Source organism: Pedobacter sp. MC2016-05, from assembly GCF_026239735.1.
Taxonomy (GTDB): Bacteria; Bacteroidota; Bacteroidia; order Sphingobacteriales; family Sphingobacteriaceae; genus Pedobacter.
Genome location: NZ_JAPIVT010000017.1, coordinates 38,712 through 61,203 on the forward strand (window position 1 = coordinate 38,712; position 22,492 = coordinate 61,203).

25 protein-coding genes are annotated in these 22,492 nt (G+C 39.5%); 15 read left to right on the forward strand and 10 right to left on the reverse strand.

Annotation, left to right across the window (positions count from 1 at the left end; genetic code table 11):
* Genes OQZ33_RS18465 through OQZ33_RS18485 form a run of 5 tightly spaced genes read left to right on the forward strand, consistent with a single transcriptional unit; the run spans position 1 to position 3,853 of the window.
* Positions 1 to 417 carry a hypothetical protein gene (locus OQZ33_RS18465; RefSeq protein ID WP_265800749.1) on the forward strand — a complete coding sequence of 139 codons (417 nt, stop codon included), beginning with the start codon at positions 1 to 3 and terminating at the stop codon, positions 415 to 417.
* A complete protein-coding gene (locus tag OQZ33_RS18470; RefSeq protein ID WP_265800750.1) occupies positions 414 to 1,055 on the forward strand; it encodes a M23 family metallopeptidase in 642 nt (213 codons plus the stop codon). The genes OQZ33_RS18465 and OQZ33_RS18470 overlap by 4 nt, the downstream gene beginning before the upstream one ends.
* Entirely contained in the window at positions 1,045 to 2,232 is a 1,188-nt protein-coding gene (locus tag OQZ33_RS18475; RefSeq protein WP_265800752.1) for an ArdC family protein, read from the forward strand. Before OQZ33_RS18470 ends, OQZ33_RS18475 begins: the two co-directional genes overlap by 11 nt.
* Entirely contained in the window at positions 2,233 to 3,015 is a 783-nt protein-coding gene (locus tag OQZ33_RS18480) for a DUF4099 domain-containing protein (protein WP_265800754.1), read from the forward strand.
* Between the two features lie 13 nt (positions 3,016 to 3,028).
* Positions 3,029 to 3,853: a hypothetical protein gene (locus tag OQZ33_RS18485; RefSeq protein ID WP_265800755.1), complete on the forward strand. Its 825-nt coding sequence runs from the start codon at positions 3,029 to 3,031 to the stop codon at positions 3,851 to 3,853.
* A gap of 397 nt (positions 3,854 to 4,250) precedes the next feature.
* Here OQZ33_RS18485 and OQZ33_RS18490 read toward each other — a convergent pair whose 3' ends face one another.
* A complete protein-coding gene (locus OQZ33_RS18490; protein WP_265800757.1) occupies positions 4,251 to 4,517 on the reverse strand; it encodes a Type 1 glutamine amidotransferase-like domain-containing protein in 267 nt (88 codons plus the stop codon).
* 134 nt (positions 4,518 to 4,651) lie between these two features.
* On the opposite strand from OQZ33_RS18490, the gene OQZ33_RS18495 reads away from it, so the two are divergent.
* From OQZ33_RS18495 to OQZ33_RS18505, 3 genes are all read left to right on the forward strand, one after another.
* Positions 4,652 to 5,011 (forward strand): hypothetical protein, encoded by a 360-nt coding sequence (locus OQZ33_RS18495; protein ID WP_265800758.1) that lies wholly within the window; start codon positions 4,652 to 4,654, stop codon positions 5,009 to 5,011.
* A 10-nt stretch (positions 5,012 to 5,021) separates the two neighbouring features.
* Positions 5,022 to 5,999: a relaxase/mobilization nuclease domain-containing protein gene (locus tag OQZ33_RS18500; protein ID WP_265800759.1), complete on the forward strand. Its 978-nt coding sequence runs from the start codon at positions 5,022 to 5,024 to the stop codon at positions 5,997 to 5,999.
* 195 nt (positions 6,000 to 6,194) lie between these two features.
* Positions 6,195 to 7,499 (forward strand): leucine-rich repeat-containing protein kinase family protein, encoded by a 1,305-nt coding sequence (locus OQZ33_RS18505; protein ID WP_265800760.1) that lies wholly within the window; start codon positions 6,195 to 6,197, stop codon positions 7,497 to 7,499.
* On the opposite strand, the gene rlmN is transcribed toward OQZ33_RS18505, so the two are convergent.
* The 3 genes from rlmN to OQZ33_RS18520 form a co-directional block, all read right to left on the reverse strand.
* Positions 7,496 to 8,551 (reverse strand): 23S rRNA (adenine(2503)-C(2))-methyltransferase RlmN, encoded by a 1,056-nt coding sequence (gene rlmN / locus OQZ33_RS18510; RefSeq protein WP_265800761.1) that lies wholly within the window; start codon positions 8,549 to 8,551, stop codon positions 7,496 to 7,498. The two genes, OQZ33_RS18505 and rlmN, sit on opposite strands and share 4 nt — an antisense overlap.
* Positions 8,552 to 8,639: 88 nt before the next feature.
* Entirely contained in the window at positions 8,640 to 9,614 is a 975-nt protein-coding gene (gene rluF / locus OQZ33_RS18515; RefSeq protein WP_265800763.1) for a 23S rRNA pseudouridine(2604) synthase RluF, read from the reverse strand.
* An 81-nt stretch (positions 9,615 to 9,695) separates the two neighbouring features.
* Complete coding sequence (locus OQZ33_RS18520) at positions 9,696 to 10,259, reverse strand: DinB family protein (RefSeq protein WP_265800764.1); 564 nt, start codon at positions 10,257 to 10,259, stop codon at positions 9,696 to 9,698.
* Positions 10,260 to 10,411: 152 nt separating this feature from the next.
* On the opposite strand from OQZ33_RS18520, the gene OQZ33_RS18525 reads away from it, so the two are divergent.
* A complete protein-coding gene (locus tag OQZ33_RS18525) occupies positions 10,412 to 11,155 on the forward strand; it encodes an RDD family protein (RefSeq protein ID WP_265800766.1) in 744 nt (247 codons plus the stop codon).
* Here OQZ33_RS18525 and OQZ33_RS24570 read toward each other — a convergent pair.
* The 5 genes from OQZ33_RS24570 to OQZ33_RS18545 all read right to left on the reverse strand — a co-directional run bounded on the left by OQZ33_RS24570 (position 11,152) and on the right by OQZ33_RS18545 (position 14,157).
* The gene (locus OQZ33_RS24570; protein ID WP_416338763.1) at positions 11,152 to 11,472 is read right to left on the reverse strand and encodes a DUF2752 domain-containing protein; all 321 of its coding nucleotides are present in this window, start codon (positions 11,470 to 11,472) and stop codon (positions 11,152 to 11,154) included. The genes OQZ33_RS18525 and OQZ33_RS24570 overlap by 4 nt on opposite strands.
* A 70-nt stretch (positions 11,473 to 11,542) precedes the next feature.
* Positions 11,543 to 11,908, reverse strand: a complete 366-nt coding sequence (locus tag OQZ33_RS18530; protein ID WP_265800767.1) for a CD225/dispanin family protein — start codon at positions 11,906 to 11,908, stop codon at positions 11,543 to 11,545.
* 84 nt (positions 11,909 to 11,992) lie between these two features.
* Positions 11,993 to 12,715, reverse strand: a complete 723-nt coding sequence (locus OQZ33_RS18535) for an SGNH/GDSL hydrolase family protein (RefSeq protein ID WP_265800768.1) — start codon at positions 12,713 to 12,715, stop codon at positions 11,993 to 11,995.
* A 55-nt stretch (positions 12,716 to 12,770) separates the two neighbouring features.
* On the reverse strand, positions 12,771 to 13,490 hold the full coding sequence (gene lipB / locus OQZ33_RS18540) for a lipoyl(octanoyl) transferase LipB (protein ID WP_265800769.1): 720 nt from the start codon (positions 13,488 to 13,490) through the stop codon (positions 12,771 to 12,773).
* A 25-nt stretch (positions 13,491 to 13,515) separates the two neighbouring features.
* Positions 13,516 to 14,157 carry a 4'-phosphopantetheinyl transferase family protein gene (locus OQZ33_RS18545; RefSeq protein ID WP_265800770.1) on the reverse strand — a complete coding sequence of 214 codons (642 nt, stop codon included), beginning with the start codon at positions 14,155 to 14,157 and terminating at the stop codon, positions 13,516 to 13,518.
* A gap of 71 nt (positions 14,158 to 14,228) precedes the next feature.
* Between OQZ33_RS18545 and dcd the strand changes: the two genes are divergently transcribed.
* The 6 genes from dcd (at position 14,229) to OQZ33_RS18575 (ending at position 21,066) form a co-directional block, all read left to right on the forward strand.
* The gene (gene dcd / locus OQZ33_RS18550) at positions 14,229 to 14,765 is read left to right on the forward strand and encodes a dCTP deaminase (protein ID WP_265800772.1); all 537 of its coding nucleotides are present in this window, start codon (positions 14,229 to 14,231) and stop codon (positions 14,763 to 14,765) included.
* Positions 14,766 to 14,846: 81 nt separating this feature from the next.
* On the forward strand, positions 14,847 to 17,537 hold the full coding sequence (locus tag OQZ33_RS18555) for a TonB-dependent receptor plug domain-containing protein (RefSeq protein WP_265800773.1): 2,691 nt from the start codon (positions 14,847 to 14,849) through the stop codon (positions 17,535 to 17,537).
* Positions 17,538 to 17,622: 85 nt separating this feature from the next.
* Positions 17,623 to 18,384: an enoyl-CoA hydratase/isomerase family protein gene (locus OQZ33_RS18560; protein ID WP_265800774.1), complete on the forward strand. Its 762-nt coding sequence runs from the start codon at positions 17,623 to 17,625 to the stop codon at positions 18,382 to 18,384.
* Between the two features lie 118 nt (positions 18,385 to 18,502).
* Positions 18,503 to 19,384, forward strand: a complete 882-nt coding sequence (locus OQZ33_RS18565) for an SDR family oxidoreductase (protein ID WP_265800775.1) — start codon at positions 18,503 to 18,505, stop codon at positions 19,382 to 19,384.
* Positions 19,385 to 19,437: 53 nt separating this feature from the next.
* Entirely contained in the window at positions 19,438 to 20,709 is a 1,272-nt protein-coding gene (gene purD / locus OQZ33_RS18570) for a phosphoribosylamine--glycine ligase (RefSeq protein ID WP_265800776.1), read from the forward strand.
* Between the two features lie 3 nt (positions 20,710 to 20,712).
* On the forward strand, positions 20,713 to 21,066 hold the full coding sequence (locus OQZ33_RS18575; RefSeq protein ID WP_265800778.1) for an SMI1/KNR4 family protein: 354 nt from the start codon (positions 20,713 to 20,715) through the stop codon (positions 21,064 to 21,066).
* 238 nt (positions 21,067 to 21,304) lie between these two features.
* Here OQZ33_RS18575 and OQZ33_RS18580 read toward each other — a convergent pair whose 3' ends face one another.
* Entirely contained in the window at positions 21,305 to 22,450 is a 1,146-nt protein-coding gene (locus OQZ33_RS18580; protein WP_265800780.1) for a TlpA disulfide reductase family protein, read from the reverse strand.
* Positions 22,451 to 22,492: the final 42 nt, after the last annotated feature.

The window sequence follows — 22,492 nt, forward strand, 5'->3', positions numbered from 1 at the left end:
ATGAAAGATGAATTAAACGGTTCGCTGATCATTGTTATCGATCGGCAGAACCCTGGCGCAGCTGCGCGCATAGGGCTTATGGGCGAGAAAAACATTGACCAGAATAGCGCCCATGTGAGTTTTGGTGATCTTCACAGAGAAATTGTAGATGTCAATGATATACGTCTTTTAAAAGACCGGTCGAGTTTATATCGTCACTTACTGTCCAGTACAGCTGACATTGATCTTGGGGATTTCAAAACACTTTTCAAAATCAATATGCTGCAGGACCGTGGGGATCCGGCTTCGATTTTGGAAGCTTATCATTTATTAAAAAACAATCCCAGTGCTATTAACAGCGCAACTGATATCCTTTCAGATTTCCAACGCTCCAAACAGCCGCTAAATCCTGAAGCGCTTAAAGTATTCTCAAGATGAACGGTACTGTAGTCTGTAGCGCTATGCTGCTTTTCCTTTGCCATATCACCTCCTCAGCAGTAGCGCAGTTTTGCTTGCCATTAGCCCATATCAGGATCACAAGCCCTTACGGCCTTCGATGCCATCCGGTATCAAAACAGATCAAGCATCATTATGGAACTGATTTCAGGGCGAGGTACGAACCTGTATTCGCAGTAATGGAGGGCAGGGTGATTGCAAGTGGAGAGCATAAAATTTTGGGCAAGTTCATCAGAATCAAACATGGCATTCTTGAAACTGTATACGGCCATTTATCTAAGCTGTTGGTGGGCTCGGGCAGCCTGGTCGAAAGCGGGGATCAGATCGGAGTGAGCGGAAATAGCGGCAGAACTACCGCCCCACATCTTCATTTTGCCATGCGTCTTCTGGGAAAGACAATTGATCCGGTAGCTGTAATCACAAAAATAATCCATTCCCAATTTATCCCAATCATGAAAGAAAAGCAAGTCATTCAAGAGGATCAGCTGAGTTTGCCTGCATTATTAATGCTACTTACCGATCATAACAAAGTCCTGTTATCTCCCGCCCAGGCGGAAGAATATGGCAGTGGATTCGCTGATGAGTTACCTGACCTTGAGGAGGAAGACAATGGAAAATAAAAACCTTCCCTTGCATGTCCAGGTCGCAAATTCGCTTATCGAGCAGCTCAAAAAAGGTACAGTGCCCTGGCTTAAGCCCTGGAGCGGTGAGGGGATACCCTTGCCCATGCTTCCCTATAATGTGCAAAGCGGAAACCGTTATAGAGGAATTAATGCGATAAACTTAATGATTTCCGGTAGAGAAGATCCCAGGTGGCTTACCTTTAAGCAGGCAGAGGCAATAGATGCTAAAATAAACAGGGGAGAAAAAGGCACACTCATACAATTCATCAAAACCCATCAGCAAAAAAAACTGAGGGATGATAAGGGTAAGATCATCTATGATGAACTCGGGCAGCCGCTGATGGAAAAAACGCAGCTTGCCAGACCCATCGTTTCCAGTGCATGGGTATTCAACGCTGAGCAGACTACAGGTCTTCCCGCACTATCCCATGAACCTAAAAAAGAAGTCGCCTGGGATCCTATTGAAAGAGCCGAGGCGCTCATCCAGGCCAGCGGCGCGGATATCAGCCACCGCTATATCGATAACGCCTTTTATAATATTCGCTATGACAGTATAACCCTTCCCGAGCGGGCACAGTTTGCAAACGCGCAGGGCTATTATGCTACCGCGCTCCATGAGCTTGCCCATTGGACCGGGCATCCGGACAGACTGGACCGCTCCACGCTGATGAATAGTGGAATGATTGCCTATAGCAAAGAAGAGCTTAGAGCAGAAATTGCCTCTATGTTCATAGCAGGTGAGCTGGGCATCGGTCATGATACCGGTCAGCATGCCGCGTACGTGGAAAGCTGGGTGTCGATATTGGAAGATACTCCTTTTGAAATCCATTCTGCGGCGATGGATGCAGAAAAAATATTTGATTTTTTGATGAATATTGAACGTAAACGCGAGATCGAAGCCTCGCCGGATCTTGAAGTCTCTTTTTTTGACCAGCGGCCAAAAAACTTTCTATCTACAGGAGACCAGATTTCCTACAGAGATTGCATCTACAGGGTCGAGGGTCACTTGAAGCAGGGCCGGCTCCGGATGGAACAGCTGCCTTCCGGACTTCATTTTACCCTTTCTTCTTCTGATCCGCTCTACCGTTCGCTTCTTGATCAAAAGCTATCCCTGCGCCAGGATAGAACTACAGATCCGGCGCAAGTAAACAGTTCATTAACCAATAAAAGATAAATGATGACTACATTATTTGATATCAAGGATTTACCCTTGTCCCAGTTCAAGGATTTAGGGCTTTATCACGACAAGCAGCTATTGCTCGGTCCCGAAGAAATTCAGGCGCTTTTGAACGGAAGGCGAACCGATCTGATTTCTCTTAGCGGGCTAAAAGGCGAAGGGTTTGAAATAGAAAGGCTCGATGCCAGGTTGTCTCTTCAGCGTGAGGATAGCGGAGAACTCTCCTTAATGATCCATCCCATTTATAAAGTTGCACGTGAGCATCCTTTGCTTACTGCTGGAGAAATGGATGATTTAATCAATGGAAGAAAGGATTTTGTTGGCAGACGCATTGAAAAGGAAGAGGGGAGATGGGCCATGTACAACATCGAATATGATCCCGTTACAAGGGATTTTGTAGGCTATGATGTTTCCAAAGTGCAAACTCCTGATCGGATCAATGGGATGCTGCTGAGTGAGGAAGAAAAGTCTGCTTTTAAAAGGGGCGAACTCATTGAGCTTACCGATGGGACAAGGGTGCAGCACAGGGCATCAGATCCAAATGGAATTCGCAGTGACCGGAAGGCCCTGGTGCTTTCGGTATTACTGGATGGAGGAATCAGTTACCTTTTAATCCGTAGCATACAATCGTTAAGAGATGGAGCCATTCAGGCTAATCACCGCACTCCTGCGTTTAACCAGGCACTTGGAGAAATGGAAGGTGCTAAAAAGATTGATCAGCAAGCCCTTCAGCCTGATACAACTCAACATCTCGGTCCAAGAAAAATCACGCGCCATTAATCAACTATCAGTTATGAATCAAAATAATCTAGAATACCTGCAAAAGAGCCTTGACTATTTAGGTTTTGGCACTAAACTAAACGCGGCACTTGAAAATGCTATCTCGAAAGGAGAACAGTTTTTTTCCATCGGAATCAATCAGCGTTATATCCCCGCGGAATTCCGGTCTCAGGTGGAAAAAAAGTTTGATGATATGCATTTTGAGCTAAAATTTAACCGCTCTAAAAACGGTGAAGTTTACTTTCTGAATGCAATGGAAACTTCACTTTTGCGTTATAATGCCACTGAACCCATCGTGAAAAAGTTTGTGCTGGATCAGCAGAACAGAATGAGCGCGCTTCAATCTTATAAACTGCTTTGCGGACTTTCTTTCGAAAAGCCAACATTGATTTTGGATACCGACGACCCCGGGTCAAAGCAATATAAAAAGATAGACTTATGGTATAAGCTCAATTTCAATGCTGTTGACAAGCTTGGCGAACATCCCATCAAATGGTTCTTTCCTAAACATGGTTACGATCTTGAGCAATCTTTCAGCAGGTTTCCCTTCTTAGAGCTAACTGACAATGATTTGAGGGAATCTGCTATCAAAGCTTTGCGGTATGGAAATTTGATTAGCCTTCCCATGGAAATTGACGGGAAAAGGCAAGAGGTTTACATCTCGGCAGAGCCGGAAGATAAAACGCTGAATATTTATGATCAAAAGATGCAAAGTATTCATCCTGATTTGATTTTTGCTGAAAAAATCCGTCCGGTTTCCCCGCAGGCCGAGCGTTCGATGACCGGTGAACAGGAACATCAACAAGGGTCCGGGGAAACTCGTTACGTTAGGCGATAGTTTTATGCTGAAGAAAAAATGAGCCTTCACTCCGTTAATATTTTCTTGCATTACTTTGAACTTTGGAAGCAGTTGACTGATGTCTTTTTGATGAAGAAATCCCTTAACCGTCCGGATGTCAAATAGCTTAAACATATCATGTTAATTCCTTGCCTTTTCCTGCTAAATACACAAAATTCCATTGCCTGCAGCAATTTATAACTTCTATATTTTGGTTAATTTATTTCAGAGAGAATAAGGAGCTGATGCACCAATTTAACATTGTAGTAAGCTGCCAGGATCTATTTCATAGGGATGTTTTCCGTGCTCGCAAATCCTGGTTTGTCTAGAGTTTCTACCGTAATTATCACCAATCTTTCGAATCCAGTTCCCTTCACCTGGTCCGGCCACTTTTTGACTATTCGGATAAAAAACTCAGCAACTCTGGCTCCCCTTGTTTCACCATTGTGTTTTGAATCAGGATTTGGATCAAGATAATAGGGTTGATACTGAATGGGACCAGGCACAGGCAATCGAACAAAGCGGGATAAACAATCAGCATTTCGTTGGTGGTTTTCATATTGATCCCGCCAATATTGCTGCCATCGCTACCTGCTAAACAAGGTTTTCCATTTTGGATATTTGTTTGAGCACATTCATTACCAAATTCATGTAAATCTCTCACCAAAAGAAAGTATTTCCCCCAGTTGTAGAATGCGATTTTGCCTGGTCGTGGCTTTTGCCTTGTTATCCAATTAGTGCAAGCCTTTTAGTTAATTTCTATTTCATCAAAAAACTCAATTAACCTTTGATATTGCTATGGGAAGAAAAATATTGAACCGTACTGTCCGGTATGCCGCTGGTTTTACGGAGGAAGAGGATATTAAAATCAAAAAGATCTGCCATCAACTTGGATCGACAAAATCAGAAATGATAAGGTATCGATTACTTAATGAACAATTTCTCGGAATCAATTCCGCTGAAGTCTTATCAAAGTTTGTAAGTATAGGTAATGAGATGGCAAAAATAAATTCAGCAATCAAATCGAGCAACCGATTTGATGCCTTATCAAGAGAAGGGCAAGGCTTGAATAATACACTATTGTTAAAATACATAGATACACAGAAAGCTCTTGAAGGGCTTATTAGAAAGTTATTATCTCAGATGATCAAACAATAGCCTGGTTTCAATGATAGTTAAAATATTAAAAAAGTCAGTTGGTTTTCCTGCCATTAAGTATAATATGACCAAAGTGGCTAGAGGTGAAGCTGAAATCTTAAGTATGGCCAACGCTGGTATACTTAATGGGTTTTTAGATATTAGTGCTCGAGACATAGAGCAATATTTCTCCGCGGTTTCACGGGCAAACTCTATTAGTAAAAAAGATCAACTCCATGTGGTATTTTCAGAAAAAGGAGAAAGGTTTTCCAAGAAGAATTTCGAGGTTTTGGGAATGAAATGGATGAAAGAAATGGGGTTTGAAAAACAGCCCTATATGATTTTTTTTCATAAGGATACTCAAAATAGACATATACATATTGTTTCTACAACTATTCGGATGGACGGATCAAAGATTTCTGATGAATTTGATTATTCCAAAGCATTAGGGGCTCTCAATAAGTTATTGGGCTTAGACTCACTCGAGGAGTTTAAACTAAAAGTTAGCCGAATGATGGGATATAAATATTCGTGCCTATCAGATTTTCGATTACTGCTTCGACAGCAAGGATATAAAAGTTTCTTATCTGACGGAATCCTTAAAATTTGCAGATATGGAAAAGTGTTCCTCAGATTAAAGGAAGAAGTTGTTAAAGAGTTTGTGTTAACAAATGCGTTTGATAAATATAGAATAGCTGAAATTGAATCCCTCATTTTACACACTTCCGAATTCTCTGATAAAACTTGGTACCCGATTTACAGGTCAAATAAGGTAATTAGACATAATCCAGTAATAGCTCACCGGTCTGAACTATCTGAATATCTTAAAAAAGCCCATAATGTGGAGCTGATCTATAATATTAACAAAAAAACATTGGTCAGCGTTATAGTTATTGATCGCCTATCTAAAAATGTATTCACCTCTCCGCGGATATTGTCCCTGATGCTTGCTAATGAAGACAGATCAACTTCAGAAATCTATTCGGCAAAGGCCCGCTATGGGCGATGATCATCTACATCCTTCCATCTTACTACCTTGAAAATTGCGCTATTGAAGATGATTGTAAATGCTGAGCTTGATCAAATTATTTAAATTCTTAATAACTGTGCTCATAGATCTCGGCTTCTGAAGAATAGAGAATAATATTATTTCCAATTTTTGATTGTTCTCAAGACAAAACTTATCTTCGATAAAAAATTCATATTGCAAACTTTAACACAACTTATTAACGGGGAACTTTCGGGAGCCACTACTATAAAAATATCTGAAGGGCTTGATACATTTCCCGGGCAGCTTTTTGAGCTTACTGATACCTTAGAATACCTTGATTTATCATCCAATAAGTTGACAACCTTACCAGATGATTTTAGCAAGTTTAAAAAGCTGAAGGTATTTTTTGCATCAGATAATTGTTTTACCGTTTTTCCATCTATTTTGGGCAGATGCGATAATCTCCAGATAATCGGTTTTAAGAGTAATTTAATAACGCATATCCCAAATGACTCATTACATCCTAATCTGCGGTGGTTAATCCTTACCAATAATCAGATTTCCAGTTTACCAGCATCTATTGGTGAGTGTTCAAAGCTGGAAAAGCTGATGCTTGCAGGGAATAAGTTGACCGCGTTGCCCAAGGAACTTGCAGATTGCGGTAGCCTTGCACTGTTGCGGATTGCAGCGAATCATTTAACTAAGCTGCCTGAATGGTTAGTTTCAATGCCAGGTTTAGCATGGCTGGCTTTTTCAGGTAATAATATGATAAACCAGATTAAAGGTGAGTCATTTGCAACAGTAAATATTGATCAATTTCAGCTTCGGCAGTTACTGGGAGAAGGTGCTTCCGGTACGATATTTAAAGCGACCAGTATAGATGTTAATAACCAAGATGAGGTTGCCATCAAAATATTTAAAGGAAGTGTTACCAGTGATGGCTTTCCGGAGGATGAGTTGCAAACTTATTTGGCCGCGGGGCATCACCCTTCGATTGTAAAATTGAAATCTGTAACAGAGTTGGATGATCAGGGTAAAAAGGGTTTGGTGATGGAACTAATTCCTCCTCACTTTTATAATCTTGGAAAACCACCAACTTTGAATACGTGTACGCGGGACGTTTTTGATAAGGGCTTTAAACTCACTGATCAGCAACTGTTCGAAATTGCCACTAGTATGGCTTCTGTAGGTGCACATCTGCATGAAAGAGGAATTATTCATGGGGATTTATATGCACATAATGTTCTAGTTGATGATGCTGGGAAAACATTATTCGGCGATTTTGGTGCGGCTTCATCGTACGATAAGCGAGATCTTGCTTTAGCTTTCCATCTGGAACGAATTGAAGTAAAGGCCTTCGGATTTCTGCTCGATGATTTGCTTTCGCTTTGCAGTGCGGATATTTCTGCTTTTGATGAGCTTTGTAAACTTCGCAATCTGTGCTTATCTGAAAACCAACACCTACGGCCTGGTTTCAATGAAATATTAACTGAATTAACTTTGCTTAGAAGTAGCTAGTTAGCAGCTTCTTCTTTTACAGCCAATTGACCACAGGCGGCATCAATATCTTTACCACGACTTCGGCGAATATTTGTATTGATTCCCTGGCTTTTCAAATAGTTTGAAAAAGCATCTATTTTATCGCCTTCGGCGTTAGTGAAATCTGCAAATGAAATTGGATTGTATTCAATTAAATTTACTTTGCAGGGAATATGTTTACAGAATTTCACTAAATCCATCGCATCGGAAATCTCGTCATTAAAATGGTTGAAAACAATGTATTCGTAAGTAACCGGATTTTTAGTCTTGGCGAAATAATATTTCAAGGCATCGGCCAAAGCGTTTAATGAATTTGCCTCATTGATGGGCATAATCTCATTGCGTTTCTTATCATCTGCAGCATGGAGAGAAAGAGCAAGATTAAATTTTGCTCCATCATCGCCCAACTTTTTGATCATTTTGGCAATGCCTGCAGTGGAAACCGTAATCCGCTTGTAGCTCATATTTAATCCATCTGGAGCGGTAATTCGCTCTATTGACTTAAGTACATTGGTGTAATTTAAAAGCGGTTCGCCCATACCCATGTACACAATATTGGTTAGGGGATTATTGTAGTTTTGCTTGGCTTGTTTGTCGATCAAAACCACCTGATCATAAATTTCATCTGCATTAAGGTTTCTTTTACGATCCATATAACCCGTTGCACAGAATTTACAGGTTAAGCTACAACCCACTTGCGAACTTACGCAAGCAGTCATCCGATCTTCAAGCGGAATTAAAACGCCCTCTACGATATTTCCATCTGCAAGACGAAACGTGTTTTTAATAGTATGGTCGTTACTGAACTGAGAATTGTTCACCTGAACAGCATTAATGGCAAAACTTTCATCTAATGTTTTGCGCAAATCTTTAGAAAGATTGCTCATCTCATCAAACGTAGTGGCTGATTTTTCCCATAACCACTGATAGATTTGTTTCGCCCTAAATGCAGGCTGTTGCAATGCGGTTAAGTGCTGTTGCAATTGAGGCAAATCCAATGAGCGGATATCGATTTTTTTTGCTGTTACCATTTGTTGCAAAGGTACTTAAAAAAGCTTTTAAGCTGAAAGATCAAAGCAGAAAGCTAACAGCTTAGTTTCGAATTTTACAATTTGCAGGCTATCTGCCTCTTTGTCTGGTATTTGATTTTCCTGAAGGTTTACCTTTTTGAGGTTTAGAATTTTTATGGGCAGCTCCACTTTTCCCAGCAGATTTTGAGGAAGAATGAGACGTGCTTTTTTTTGCTCCACCCGATTTCGAAACTGGTTTACTGGACTTAAATGTTTTTTTAGGTTGATCTTGTTTCAACTCGGGGATTTCTTCCCAGGAATTTGTTTTCTTTTTGCTGTTCTTCGGTTTTGCTACAGCCTCAGATGAAGATTTTTCGACACTCTTCATGATGCCATTCATCTCCTCTTCACTCAACTCTCTAAATTCACCTGTGGGAATGCCTTTCAGATTAATATTCATAATCCTTGTACGTTCCAGCTTGGTTACCTCATAACCAAAATGTTCACACATCCTGCGGATTTGCCTGTTTAAACCTTGTATCAGAATGATGTTGAAAACAAATGTACTGACTTGACGGACCTTGCACTTGCGGGTGTTTACGCCCAAAATAGGTACACCACTACTCATCTCAAACACAAAATCTTCGGTTACCGGCTTATTAACTGTAACCACATATTCTTTTTCGTGTTTATTTCCTGCTCTTAAAATCTTGTTAACAATATCACCATTGTTGGTTAAGAAAATCAACCCAGATGAATCTTTATCTAACCGGCCAATAGGAAATATACGTTCGCTATGGTTGATGTAATCAACGATATTATCTTTAACATTAGATTCTGTTGTGCTGGTAACGCCTACAGGTTTGTTAAAAGCCAATAAAATAAAATTTGATTCTTCCTTCGGTTCGATGTTATGACCATTAACCATCACCTTATCACCAGCAAAAACCTGATCTCCTATTTTGGCTCTTTTGCCATTGATGAAAACATTGCCCTTCTCGATAAATCGATCTGCTTCACGGCGGGAACACAAACCGCTCTCACTTATAAATTTATTTAACCGGGTTGCAGCATTATTGTTCATGATGCAATTTTACGGAAATAAATTATGTTATGACCACTAAGAAACAAAGAACACCAACAATAATTGGTGTTCTTTGTTTACTTAAGAAAAACCTTGATCATCCGCACTTGGACCATAACTACCTGGAATAGGGATATTCAGTAATCTTAAATAAACACCTAATTGCGCCCTGTGGTGAATAATCTGGCTAAAGGCTAGGCGGATCATTTCATATTTAGTCAAATCGCCGAGAATTTGATCTCCATTTCGCAAAATCCATTGATTGTTTAACCGTTGAGCGTCGGCATTTTCTAACTCTTGCTTTCCGCTTTGATAACTCTCTTCCAGGAGATGAATCAAATCATCGTTGGTGCTTACCTTTTTTTCTTCGTAGGGAGTGGTTGCGAAATCCAAACCATCTGCGGTAATGGCTAAACTTACCCATCCTGGAAGTTCTGCAATATGGCTCACCAATGATTTCATTTTCATGCTTCTTTCGTGAGGTGCCCAATCAAATTTTTCTGTAGGAACCAAAGCCAAAAATTTGTTAGTGGTGTTGAATTCTGCCTCGAATTCTTTCAATAATAATTTAATAATATCCATATTTTGCTGTTTTGTTTTTTCTATTGTGTTTATTTCCATCAATAATAAATCTGCTATACTCATGGTTTTCTTGATTTGCTTAAACAAAGAAAAGGTGCCGGAGTGACAACCCTATGGCAGTGCGGAATTTTTCTTCAAAAAAAACAACTTTTATTTCATTTTAAATTTAGGGGTAAAATAGTCTGATTATCCTTAAAAAAAATTATGTTTGAAAAATGGATAGTATCAGAATTAACACTGCTCAAAATATCGATATTGAATATGAAATTGCAGGTTTGGGTGAGCGAATAGCGGCTAGATGTATAGATTTAGCAGGCTTTGCGATACTATTTGTTGTTGCCTGGATTTTGTTTATCATCGGATCTATAAGTGTTTCTGGAACATTAGGTGTGGTAATTCTGATCGTCTACCTTATTATATTTGCGTTTTATGATTTAGTTTGCGAGCTCACCATGAACGGACAATCGTTTGGCAAGCGAGTGATGAAAATTAAAGTGATTAATCTGGATGGAACACAACCAACTTTCGGACAATACTTAATTAGGTGGTTATTCAGAATGATTGATTTTGGTTTTCCATTAGGCTGGGGGGTGATTGCATTGGCATCTGTAGCGGTAACCGAAAATCATCAACGGCTGGGAGACTTACTTGCCAAAACGACACTGATAAAAATGATTCCGCGTACCCAACTCAATCAGGTAGCTTTTAAGCTTAGTTTGCCAGAAGAATATCAACCTCAATTTAAAGAGGTAATGCATTTAACCGATAGAGATGTAGAACTGATCCACGAGGTGCTTACAGGTTATTATCAAACGGGAAACGCCAGCCTAATTTATGCGATGGCTGCAAAAACCAAAGAACATATTCTTGTGAATATGCCTGCAGGCATGAACGAGTTGCAGTTTTTAGAAACCGTGCTGAAGGATTATAATTATATCACTTCGAACCTTACCATTTAAGCAGCTAGATACTTGAAAGGTTCATAGGGCAGATTTCTAGCGATCCAGAATAATATTACAATTACAAATATTATTTTGGGTGTTAATGGATTTTGCCAAACCGTTAAAGTAAAATCTCTATTGATAGCATATCCTAATACCTTTAGGAAAAAGTGCGTAGTTAATAAAGGTAAACTTAGTACTAATAATAAATTGTAATTAGCGGCTAATAAAACATCACCATGTAACAGTGAGTGAACTGCCCTTTGTGATCCGCATCCTGGGCAATCAAGTTGTAAAAACCGATGGAAGGGACATTCTGGGAAAAAATTATACATCTCAGGATTGAAATTATAATATACTATACATAGTGTAGCACAAATTATCAATCCTAAGATGTATTTTAATTTATCTGTAATCACTCATCATCGCCCCGCCAAAGCCTAAAACAACAAAAAACAAAATATAGAGTACATAAACGCCAATTCCTATGAAAAATCCAATTTTTGTCCACTTTCCAGCGGCTTGTGAAGCAGCTTGAGCTCCAGCAAAATCGCCCATCGCGTATTTGCTATTAACACTAGCAGCATTAACAATTCCGACAATTCCTAATGGCAGGCAACAAAACAATGTAACTAAAATTGATTCTACCAACCAATTTTTTGGTGCAGGGCCGTGATTTCCGCCAAACTGTTGCTGACCGAAAGGCTGTTGCTGACCGAATGGTTGTTGTTGCCCAAAAGGCTTCTGATCCTGAGGTGTTTGATCATCCATAATAAATGTTTTTTAAGGTTTTAATTTAAATAGTTAAACTAAAGTAAAATTTTAAATTTAATAACCGAGTAAACTGGCCTCAAATTATTTCAGAACGGCGCTAACTTTTGGATTTAAAGCATTCGCCCATTCGGAATACATTTTAGCGCTTGGATGAAGTCCATCATTTGCAATTAGGGATAAATCGCTACTTGCTTTTCTTGATGCTGGCGTGATATTGGTATAGCTAATGTCCGCCGAAATAGTAATCTGCTCATTAATGGCATTAAAACTATCAATTTCTGATGCGATAACCTGAGGGCTTTTACCAGCGTTTTTACCAAAAGGGGTTACGCCCCAATCGGGTATAGAGACCACAAAAACTTTTGTTTTATCGCCATTGGCAAATGAAATGGCGGTTTGTAACAATTCTGCAAACTCTTTTTTATATGTTTCGATGGAATTGCCTCGATATTGGTTATTCACTCCGATTAATAGGGTAACAATATCAAATTTCTGAGTGAGTTTAGCCTGCACAATTGCGCTTTGCAGTTCGCTGGTTGTCCAACCGGTGGTGGCTATAATTTTAGGACTTGCCACATTGATACCGTTATTCTTTAGCATACTTTGCAACTGGAAGGGAAACGACTCACTCTGTTTAACCGATTCGCCGATGGTATAAGAATCCCCAAGAGCGAGGTAGGTTCGGCTTTGGCCAGAAGGAGGTATTGTGCTTGGGTTAGGCTGATCGATTTCGGGCATATTTCGTTGCTTACTACAAGCCGAAGTTAACAAAGAAAACAAAACGACACTTAATAAAACTTTCATAACCCAATTTACGCAAATGGCAGATCACCGGTTTCAAGTTCGCTATCCTTATAGATCAGATCAGATTCATTTTAAAAAGATCTGCGATATGATTTTTTAGTCTCTCTTTTACTTCTTCTATATCGGGTTGATATCCAAGTTCCCTAGCCAAAGAGGTAACGGCTTTATCGTCAATTCCGCAAGGAACAATGTTTTTAAAATAATCGAGATCTACATTTACATTAAAGGCGAAGCCATGCATGGTAACCCAGCGACTGCAGCGAACACCCATTGCACAAATTTTTCTGGCTTTTTCGTTATCTGCATCTAACCACACGCCGGTATAACCAGTGTAACGACCAGCTTCAATGCCATAATCTTTTAAAGTTAAAATAACAGCTTCTTCAAGTGTTCGAAGATATAAGTGAATGTCCGTAAAAAAGTTATCCAAATCCAAAATGGGGTAACCCACTATTTGGCCCGGACCGTGGTAGGTAATATCTCCACCACGATTAATTTTATAATAAGTGGCGCCCTTATCTTTTAAGCCTTGTTCATCCAATAATAAATTTTCTGGATGGCCGCTTTTTCCCAATGTGTAAACATGAGGATGTTCATTAAAAATAAGATAATTTGGTGTGGGTAACTGAGTGCCGTTTACTCGATTCTCGGTTTTTAATGCTACTGTTTTATTAAGCAATTCTTCCTGTCTATCCCAGGCTTGCTGGTAATCTGTTAAGCCCCAATCAATAAATTGCGTAGGAACTAAAGGAGCGTTTGTAGGTTGATCATCCATTTATAATTCTTAATAACATTTAGACTCAATGCACAACGTAGCCCAACATATAGCCGTCTTTTGTCTTGAAATAATTTACCGTTAGTTCTCTTGAACCCGAGGGAAGAGCCACGATGGCATTTAATTTTCCTTCATTTTTAAGCTTAAAGGGCTTTATATGGATGTCGCGTTTGAATTCCAAACCCTTCTTTCCATGCCACTTGTAAATAGCTTCTTTAGCGCACCATGCCACATAAAGGCCATCTATATTGTCGCCAATTTGTTTTTGGGCAAGTTCGAGATCACTCAAAAATTTATGGCGTATACTTTTTATTTTATGTTTAATCAATTCTATATCCACTCCAACAGCATCTTTTTTGCTGATCATAACAGCCGCATAGTCGTACGAATGGCTTAAAGAGATTTGATAATCGAAATTGGTTAAATAAGGTTTTCCATCTTCATCAAATTGGCAATCGATATATTCTTTGGTATTTAACATGGTACGAAGAAGAAGTCTTGTGCTTAACCAATGCAATAGCCTTTTGCCACTGTTCAGCGTTGATATAACATCAAGCTCATGTTGCTTAAGCTGAAGGCCAGCCAACATTTCAGCTTCAGTTTCCTCAATTTTCCAGATTGCAAGAACTGAATGCTCATCAACATTTTTATTATAAATTATAGGCATTTATAAAATTGAGATTAGCATGCAAAACTATCTTAATTAATTGATAATTTAGGCCAAAAATACGCATAAAAATGATATTATCTGATAAAAGGATTTTAGAAGAAATTGATAAGGGAACAATCATAATCGAGCCCTTTAAAAGAGAAAGCTTAGGTACAAATTCTTACGATGTCCATTTAGGGAAATACCTGGCTACCTATAAAAGCCGCGTGTTGGATGCCAAGCAGCATAATGAAATTGAGCATTTTGAAATTCCGAAAGATGGTTTTGTATTACACCCAGGTACCTTATACCTTGGCGTAACCCTTGAATACACGGAAACACATGGCCACGTACCTTTTTTAGAGGGAAAAAGCAGCACCGGGCGCCTTGGGATTGACATACACGCCACTGCGGGTAAGGGTGATGTGGGTTTCTGCAATACCTGGACATTGGAAATCTCTGTTGCTCAACCTGTAAAAATTTATGCAGGGATGCCCATAGGCCAGTTAATTTATTTTGTGGTAGAAGGAAATATCGAAACCATGTATAATACCAAAGGGAATGCAAAATATAATAATAAGACTACTAAACCAGTGGAAAGCATGATGTGGAAGAACAAATTTTAGAACTAAAATTCACGTTACCTTCATAAAAATATGCCTCCGGTTTTGTACCTTGAGGCATATTTTTTTACACCCTAGCCACAAATGAAAATCAAAATTACACTCGCAATCAGTTTTCTCGCACTGCTTATTGGTTTTACTGCTTTTAAGATCGATAATGATCCTTTTACCTTGCTTTTGAAAAAGCTAGAGGATTACACCAATAAATATCAACAGGAAAAGGTATACCTGCATTTAGATAAACCGTATTACGCCATAGGAGATGATATTTGGTTTAAAGGGTATGTGATCAATACAAAAACCACTGCACCTTCTCAATTGAGCAAAATTTTATATGTAGAGTTAATTAATGAAAGAGATTCGGTAAAGAAATTAGTGAAATTACCATTAATTAGCGGTATAACATGGGGCGATTTTAAGCTAACAGATTCGTTAGGAGAAGGAAATTATCGAATTAGGGCATATACCAATTACATGCGAAACTTTGGAACTGAATTCTTTTTTGATAAAACCATAAAAATCGGAAATAGTTGGGCGAACAAGGTATTTACGAAAACTGATTACACCTTTACAAAGGAAAGCAATGTGGATAAGGTTGAGGCAACCATCCATTTCGAAGATAAAAATGGCATTGCCTATAAGGAGAACGAAGTCAGCTACGATGTACAGCTTGATTATAGATCTGTTGCCAAGGGCAAAGTCAAAACAAATCTCTCTGGTGATGCTGTAATAAATTTCACCAGCAGCCAGGCGCTTGCCAATAAGTCAGGGAAAATTGTGGCAACGCTCACTTTAGAAAATAAGCAGAAAGTGGTAAAAACAATTCCAATCACCTCCACTTCTAACGATGTTGATGTACAGTTTTTACCCGAAGGCGGTTCGATGATTGAGAATCTTCCTCAAAAGATCGCCATTAAAACAGTAAATGCCAGTGGACATGGAGAAGATATAAAAGGCTCGATTGTGGACGAAACAGGATCTGAGATTACCTCATTTGAAACCAGTTATTTAGGGATGGGGAACTTTATTTTTAATGCTCAGCCGGGAAAAAACTATATAGCGAAAGTTAAATTTAAAGATGGATCCAGCAAAGATTTGAAACTTCCATTAGCTCAAAAAGCGGGATATGCCATCGCCGTTACCAATACAGATACAGCAAAGGTTACGGTTAAAATAATGGCCAGCGAAAGCTTAATTAATGGTAGTGAATTAAAAGTTGTGGCACAACAGGGTGGGAATGTTTTTTATGTTTCCAAAGCCAAAATGGATAAACAGGTTTTGGTTGCCAATATCCCGAAGAAAAATTTACCAATTGGTGTAGTACAATTCACTTTATTTTCCACAACTAACCAACCTATAGCCGAACGTTTAATTTTTGTAAATCATAAGGTCGATTTAATCGATCTAAATTTGAATACATCGGCCGTGTCAACCACCAGAAAGGGAAAATCCTCTTTTAGTTTTGATGCCACTAACCAAAATAAGCCGGTATTGAGTGTTTACTCGGTCGCCGTTACCAATGCTACCAAAGTGGCACCTGACGAGGATAACGAGTCGAATATCCTGACATCGTTATTGTTAACTTCAGATTTAACTGGATACATTGAAAAGCCTAATCATTACTTTCTAAATGATGACGTTAAAACAGTGAAAGAGTTGGATAATTTGATGTTAACGCATGGGTGGAGTAGATTTTTGTGGCGCAATGTAGCAGCCGGAACAGGGCCTGCAATTACTTACAAGCCTGAAAATTCGCTTAGCATCAGTGGAACGGTTACCAAAGGTGGCAAACCGGTTCCGGGGGGCAAGGTAATGATCATGGCATCAAAAGGAACATTTTTTATTCTAGATACGGTTACCAATGCAGATGGAAGGTTTGTGTTTGATAATTTAGATTTTCCTGACAGCACCAAATTTGTGGTTCAGGCGAGGACCAAATCAGAACGTAAGTTTGTAGATATTAATTTGGATGTGGTACCAAACCAGATCGTAACCAAGAATAAAAACACAGGAGATGTTGAAGTAAATGTGAATAATTCTTTGATGAAATATATTAAGGAAAGCGACAATTATTTTAACGAAATGACACGGCTAGGCTTGCTGGAGCGAACGATAAAGTTAGAGGAGGTGACCATCACTGAAAAAAGAAATCCGGCAAAAAATTCTGCTAATTTAAATGGCGCAGGAAGAGCAGATTATATCATGACAGCTGATGATCTTTCCACCTGCATAACTTTGTCTCAATGTTTACAAGGGCGTTTGCCGGGAGTTATTTTTCAAGGAGGAATCCCTTATCTGATGCGGAGCCAAAATACGCCAATGTCGATTGTATTGGATGGAATGCGGGTTGAAGCCGACTTTCTTGATAACATTGTTCCTTCAGATGTAGAATCAATCGAACTTTTAAAAAGCATTGGCAATACCGCTATTTATGGCTCGCAGGGTAGCGGTGGTTTAATCGTCATTACAACTAAACGCGGTGGCGGGACGGCAAACTATAACAGGTATGCACCAGGAGTGGTAACGCTTAGTCCGAAAGGGTTTTCTGTTTCCAGGGAATTTTATTCTCCAAAATACGATGCAGGCACGAATAGTAACCGGGCAGATTTAAGGACAACCATTTATTGGAATCCACAGGTTGTTGCTGAGAATGATGGCAAAGGGAAATTCGAATTTTATAATGCCGATGAGCCGGGGCAATACCGCATGGTAATGGAAGGCATTGATGCTTTTGGCCATTTAGCCAGAAAAGTTTATACTTATGAGGTGAAATAAAGAAAAATAGATAGATTTGAATATTATGCAAGCATAGCTTATAGGTTTGCCTGATACGATCAATATTTACATTTTGAAATTTAACATGGAAACAATTAAAGTAAGCGTTAGCGATAGGTTAGCAACAATTACATTGAGCAGAGGAAAGTCTAACGCATTAAATGGACAACTGATCACCGAACTAGATGACATGCTTAAAAACATCTCCGCTGATGACAATGTTGGTGGAGTAATTTTAACTGGAACGGCTCCATTCTTTTCAGCAGGTTTAGATTTAGTTGAACTTTATAATTATAATGAGGAAGAAGCAAAAGATTTTTGGAAGCTGTTTTTAAATTTCACTGCCAATCTTGTCTCCTTTAAGAAGCCGATTGTTGCAGCAATCAGTGGCCATAGTCCTGCCGGAGGATGCGTTTTGGCACTTGCCTGTGACTATCGTGTTATGGCCGAAGGGCAGTATATTATCGGTTTAAATGAAGTTCCGGTTGGGATAATTGTTCCAAACAGCATTTTTCAGATGTATTCTTTTTGGTTGGGCAAAGCGGAAGCAACCCGGAGCTTATTGACAGGTAAACTTTACAGCCCCGAAGAAGCCCTTAAGGTTGGTTTGGTGGATGAGCTGGTGAAGAACGAAAGCCTGCTTACCGCTGCAGCGCGAAAGATTAAAAAGTTCATGGAATTAGAAAGCAATACCTGGTCGCAAAGTAAACTAAATATCCGCGAAGAATTAATCGCAGCAGTGTCTGCAGATCAATCCGCTTCTCTCGAAAAAATGCTTGCACAATGGTGGTCGCCTGCTACACGCCATATTTTGAAAACGATTATTGAAAGCCTGCAAAGAAGGTAATGCGATTTTTATTTTGATGTTTTCGTCTGAAAATTGAACTATGCTTCAACTCTCGCCATTCAACAGTTTTTCAACCTAATAATAATCTAACTATAATAAACCCACTAACCAAAATATCATGCTCAACTACAATTCTCCTATGCTTAGAGAAGATGCTCTAAAAGGCAAAACCATTGTAATTACAGGTGGTGGTACTGGCCTAGGAAAAGCAATGGGAATATACTTTCTTAAGTTGGGGGCAAATCTTGTTATTACAAGTCGCAAGCAAGAGGTTTTGCAAAAAACGGCCGACGAAATGGAAGAAAAAACAGGAGGTAAAGTTTTGGCTGTAGCTTGCGATGTAAGAGATCCCGAACAGGTAGACAATGTACTGGCAAAAACTTTAGAGCGATTCGGTTCTGTAGATGTACTCTTGAACAACGCTGCTGGTAACTTCATTTCTCCTACCGAAAGATTGTCAGCAAATGCATTTTCATCTATTATCGACATAGTTTTAAAAGGAACAGTGAATTGTACCCTGGCTTTTGGTAAACATTGGATCAAAGAAAAGCAAACGGCCACTGTTTTGAATATTGTCACTACTTATGCGTTCACAGGTTCGGCTTATGTGGTTCCATCGGCATGTGCGAAAGGTGGCGTATTGGCTTTAACCCGATCATTGGCGGTAGAGTGGGGCAAATATGGCATCCGAACCAACGCGATTGCACCGGGTCCTTTCCCAACGAAAGGGGCGTGGGAGCGCTTATTGCCTGGTGATTTAGCTAAAAAATTCGATTTCAAAAACCGTGTGCCTTTAAAAAGAGTTGGAGAACACCAGGAGCTGGCAAATCTTGCTGCGTTCCTAGTGAGCGATTTTTCAGGTTACATCAATGGCGAGGTGATTACGATTGATGGCGGCGAGTGGCTGCAAGGCGCCGGACAAATGAACGGTTTGGAAGCCATTCCGAATGAGATGTGGGATATGTTGGAACAAATGACCAGAAGTGCCAAAGGCAGTTAAACTCTGAGGTCTTGATACTCTCTACTTGCTACTAAAATATTATCTTTGCCGATATGAATATCTTACTTTTAGGTTCAGGCGGCAGAGAAAGTGCATTTGCCTGGAAAATGAGCCAGTCTTCGCACTGCGATAAATTGATTATTGCACCAGGAAACGGTGGCACAGGGGTTTATGGTACCAATATCAACATCAACGTCAATGATTTCGATTCGATAAAAAAGGTAGTTCTTGCAGAAAATATCGAACTCGTTGTTGTTGGTCCCGAAGAACCTTTGGTAAATGGTATTCACGATTTTTTCTTAGCCGACGCGTTGCTTGCACATATTCCAGTAATCGGGCCGAAAAAAGAAGGGGCTATTCTGGAAGGAAGTAAAGATTTTTCCAAGCAATTTATGGAGCGTCATGGCATTCCAACTGCCGCCTCCAAATCCTTTACTCCCGAAAGCTTACAAGAGGGTTTAGCTTACCTTGAAACGCATGCTTTGCCTGTAGTTTTAAAAGCAGATGGTTTAGCAGCAGGTAAGGGCGTTTTAATTTGCACTGAAACCGTTGAAGCACAAGAAGAATTAAAATTGATGCTTGGCGGTAAATTTGGTGCCGCTGGCGCAACGGTTGTGATAGAGGAATTTTTGAGCGGCATTGAGCTTTCCGTTTTTATTTTAAGTGATGGCGAAAACTATGTAACCCTTCCTTCAGCCAAGGATTACAAAAGAATCGGGCAAAATGATACGGGTTTGAACACTGGCGGTATGGGTTCGGTTTCTCCAGTTCCATTTGCCACCCCAGAATTTTTGCGAAAAGTGGAAGAGCGAATCATTAAACCTACTGTAGAAGGTTTAAAGAAAGACAATATCGATTACACAGGTTTCATTTTCTTTGGATTAATCAAAGTAGGTGATGATCCTTTTGTAATCGAATACAATGCGCGTATGGGCGATCCGGAAACCGAAAGTGTGATTCCGCGCATCGAAAATGATTTGGTAGAGCTATTTATGGCCACAGCAAACAAACAGTTGAACCAGGTGAAGCTTGTGATCTCTGAACAAACTGCGGCCACGGTAATGATTGTAGCTGGTGGCTATCCTGGAGAATATTTAAAAGGCAAGGCGATTTCGGGGATTGAAAATTTACGCCATTCAAATGCTTTTCACGCAGGCACCTTGCTTGATAATGATGTAGTGAAAACCAATGGCGGTAGAGTTATTGCGATCACAAGCTTACAGAAAGACCTTTTTACTGCCTTGCAATCCGCTACGGCCGATGCAGGTAGAATTTACTTCGATGGTAAATACTTTAGAGAAGATATTGGTTTTGATTTGATATAATAAATGATAGCAGATCTATTGGAGCAGATTTCCAACGTTGCAATCTCACTAGGCGAGCAGGATTTTCCCGATCAGGTAATGCAGTCTAATTGGTTAGAATATGAGCCTGCAACAGCGTTACAAATACTTATGGCAGAGGAAAGGCTTTCCATAAGTCTTCCAGATGATTATAAAGAGTTTCTAAGAGTAACGAATGGATTTTTATCACCTAGAGATAGTACTGAACCAACTTTTGATGCAATTGAAAAAGTTGGCTATTTAAAAGATTTGGATAGTCAACTGATCGAGATATGGAGTGGACATGAGTCTTTGGACGATATTTCCCAGCAACTTAAAAAAAAGTATAAGAATAGGTAGCAACGAACAACTTTTTTTAATTATTCCACCTTCAGAAGAAGATAGAAGTTGGAACTATTGGAAATTTGCCTCATGGATTCCAGGGGAAGATGAGTATGAGGGCTTAAATGATTATTTTAAAGAAGTTCTGATTTTTTTGGAAAGTTAGACAACAATCCTTAAAACCAAAAAGCCGCAGATTTGCAGATTGTTTATTAAATAAAATCTGCGAATCTGCGGCTTGGTTATAAAATGGAATCTATTTCGATTTGCTTCCCAAAAGTTCCTGAAGCTTGTCTTGCAACGCTACTTCTCTCAAATCTTTTGCTATGATTTTTCCAGTTGGATCTATCAACAAATTAGCTGGAATAGAGCGGATACCATACATTTGAGCAACTTCATTGTCCCAGAATTTCAGATCAGAAACATGAGTCCAGGTTAACTTATCATCTGCAATGGCTTTTAACCAGGCAGCTTTTTTACCAGGCTGATCCAACGAAACACCCAATACGGTAAAACCTCTATCTTTAAACTTGTTGTAGGCTAATACTACATTTGGGTTCTCCTGGCGACAGGGGCGACACCATGAAGCCCAGAAATCAACCAAAACATACTTCCCTTTAAAGTCAGACAACTTAACAGGTTTGCCTGCAGTATCCGCCTGTGTAAAATCCATGGCCATTACACCCACAGCGGTTTTTCTACCCGCATCGAACATTTGTGTAAGTTGTTTTCCGTTGGGAGTTGCCTTCAATTCTGGAGATAGCGCTGTAAATGCCTTTTCAGCAGCACCAGCTTGTTCCGGATCGCTCGCTAATTGACCAATCGCACTCAAACTGATATATGATTTCGGGTTATTCTGTGCGAAATTTAATAAAAGCGGCGGAAGCGCTTCTGATTCTTTTTCAAATTTCTCTCTTAACTTAGTCATTAAGGCTTCATCCTTTTTCTGCTCTGGAGTAAATGCTCTATATTCAGCATCGATAGCCATCAACTTATCATTAACTGGTTTGGTTAATGCTTTTAATTTCCTAGCATCATCATTCACCGGAGAGCCAGCAATTGTAGCGTTTTTCAACGAATCTGTAGCTGTTAAATTAATATTTCCTGGTTCTACGTAGATAGATAAACCATCTAATTTTTCCCCTTCAGCAGGACGGGTAACGTAGGGATTTTTGTTCAAATAAAGACTTCCCTGTGCAGGATTTTCAACCGTACCTTTAAAAGAAAATACTCCGTTTACTACCGTTGTAGAATCGGTAATATTTTTTCCATCGCCCTGATAAATCAGATAAACTTTATCGCCAGCTTTTAATCCTTTTATATTGCCGTTTAATGTAAACGGTTTTTGTGCCAACGCTGCTAAAGGCAACAAGGCCAGCGCAGATAATAATATTTTTTTCATGAATGAGATTTGTTTTTTCAAAAGTAGTGATATCTACAGCTA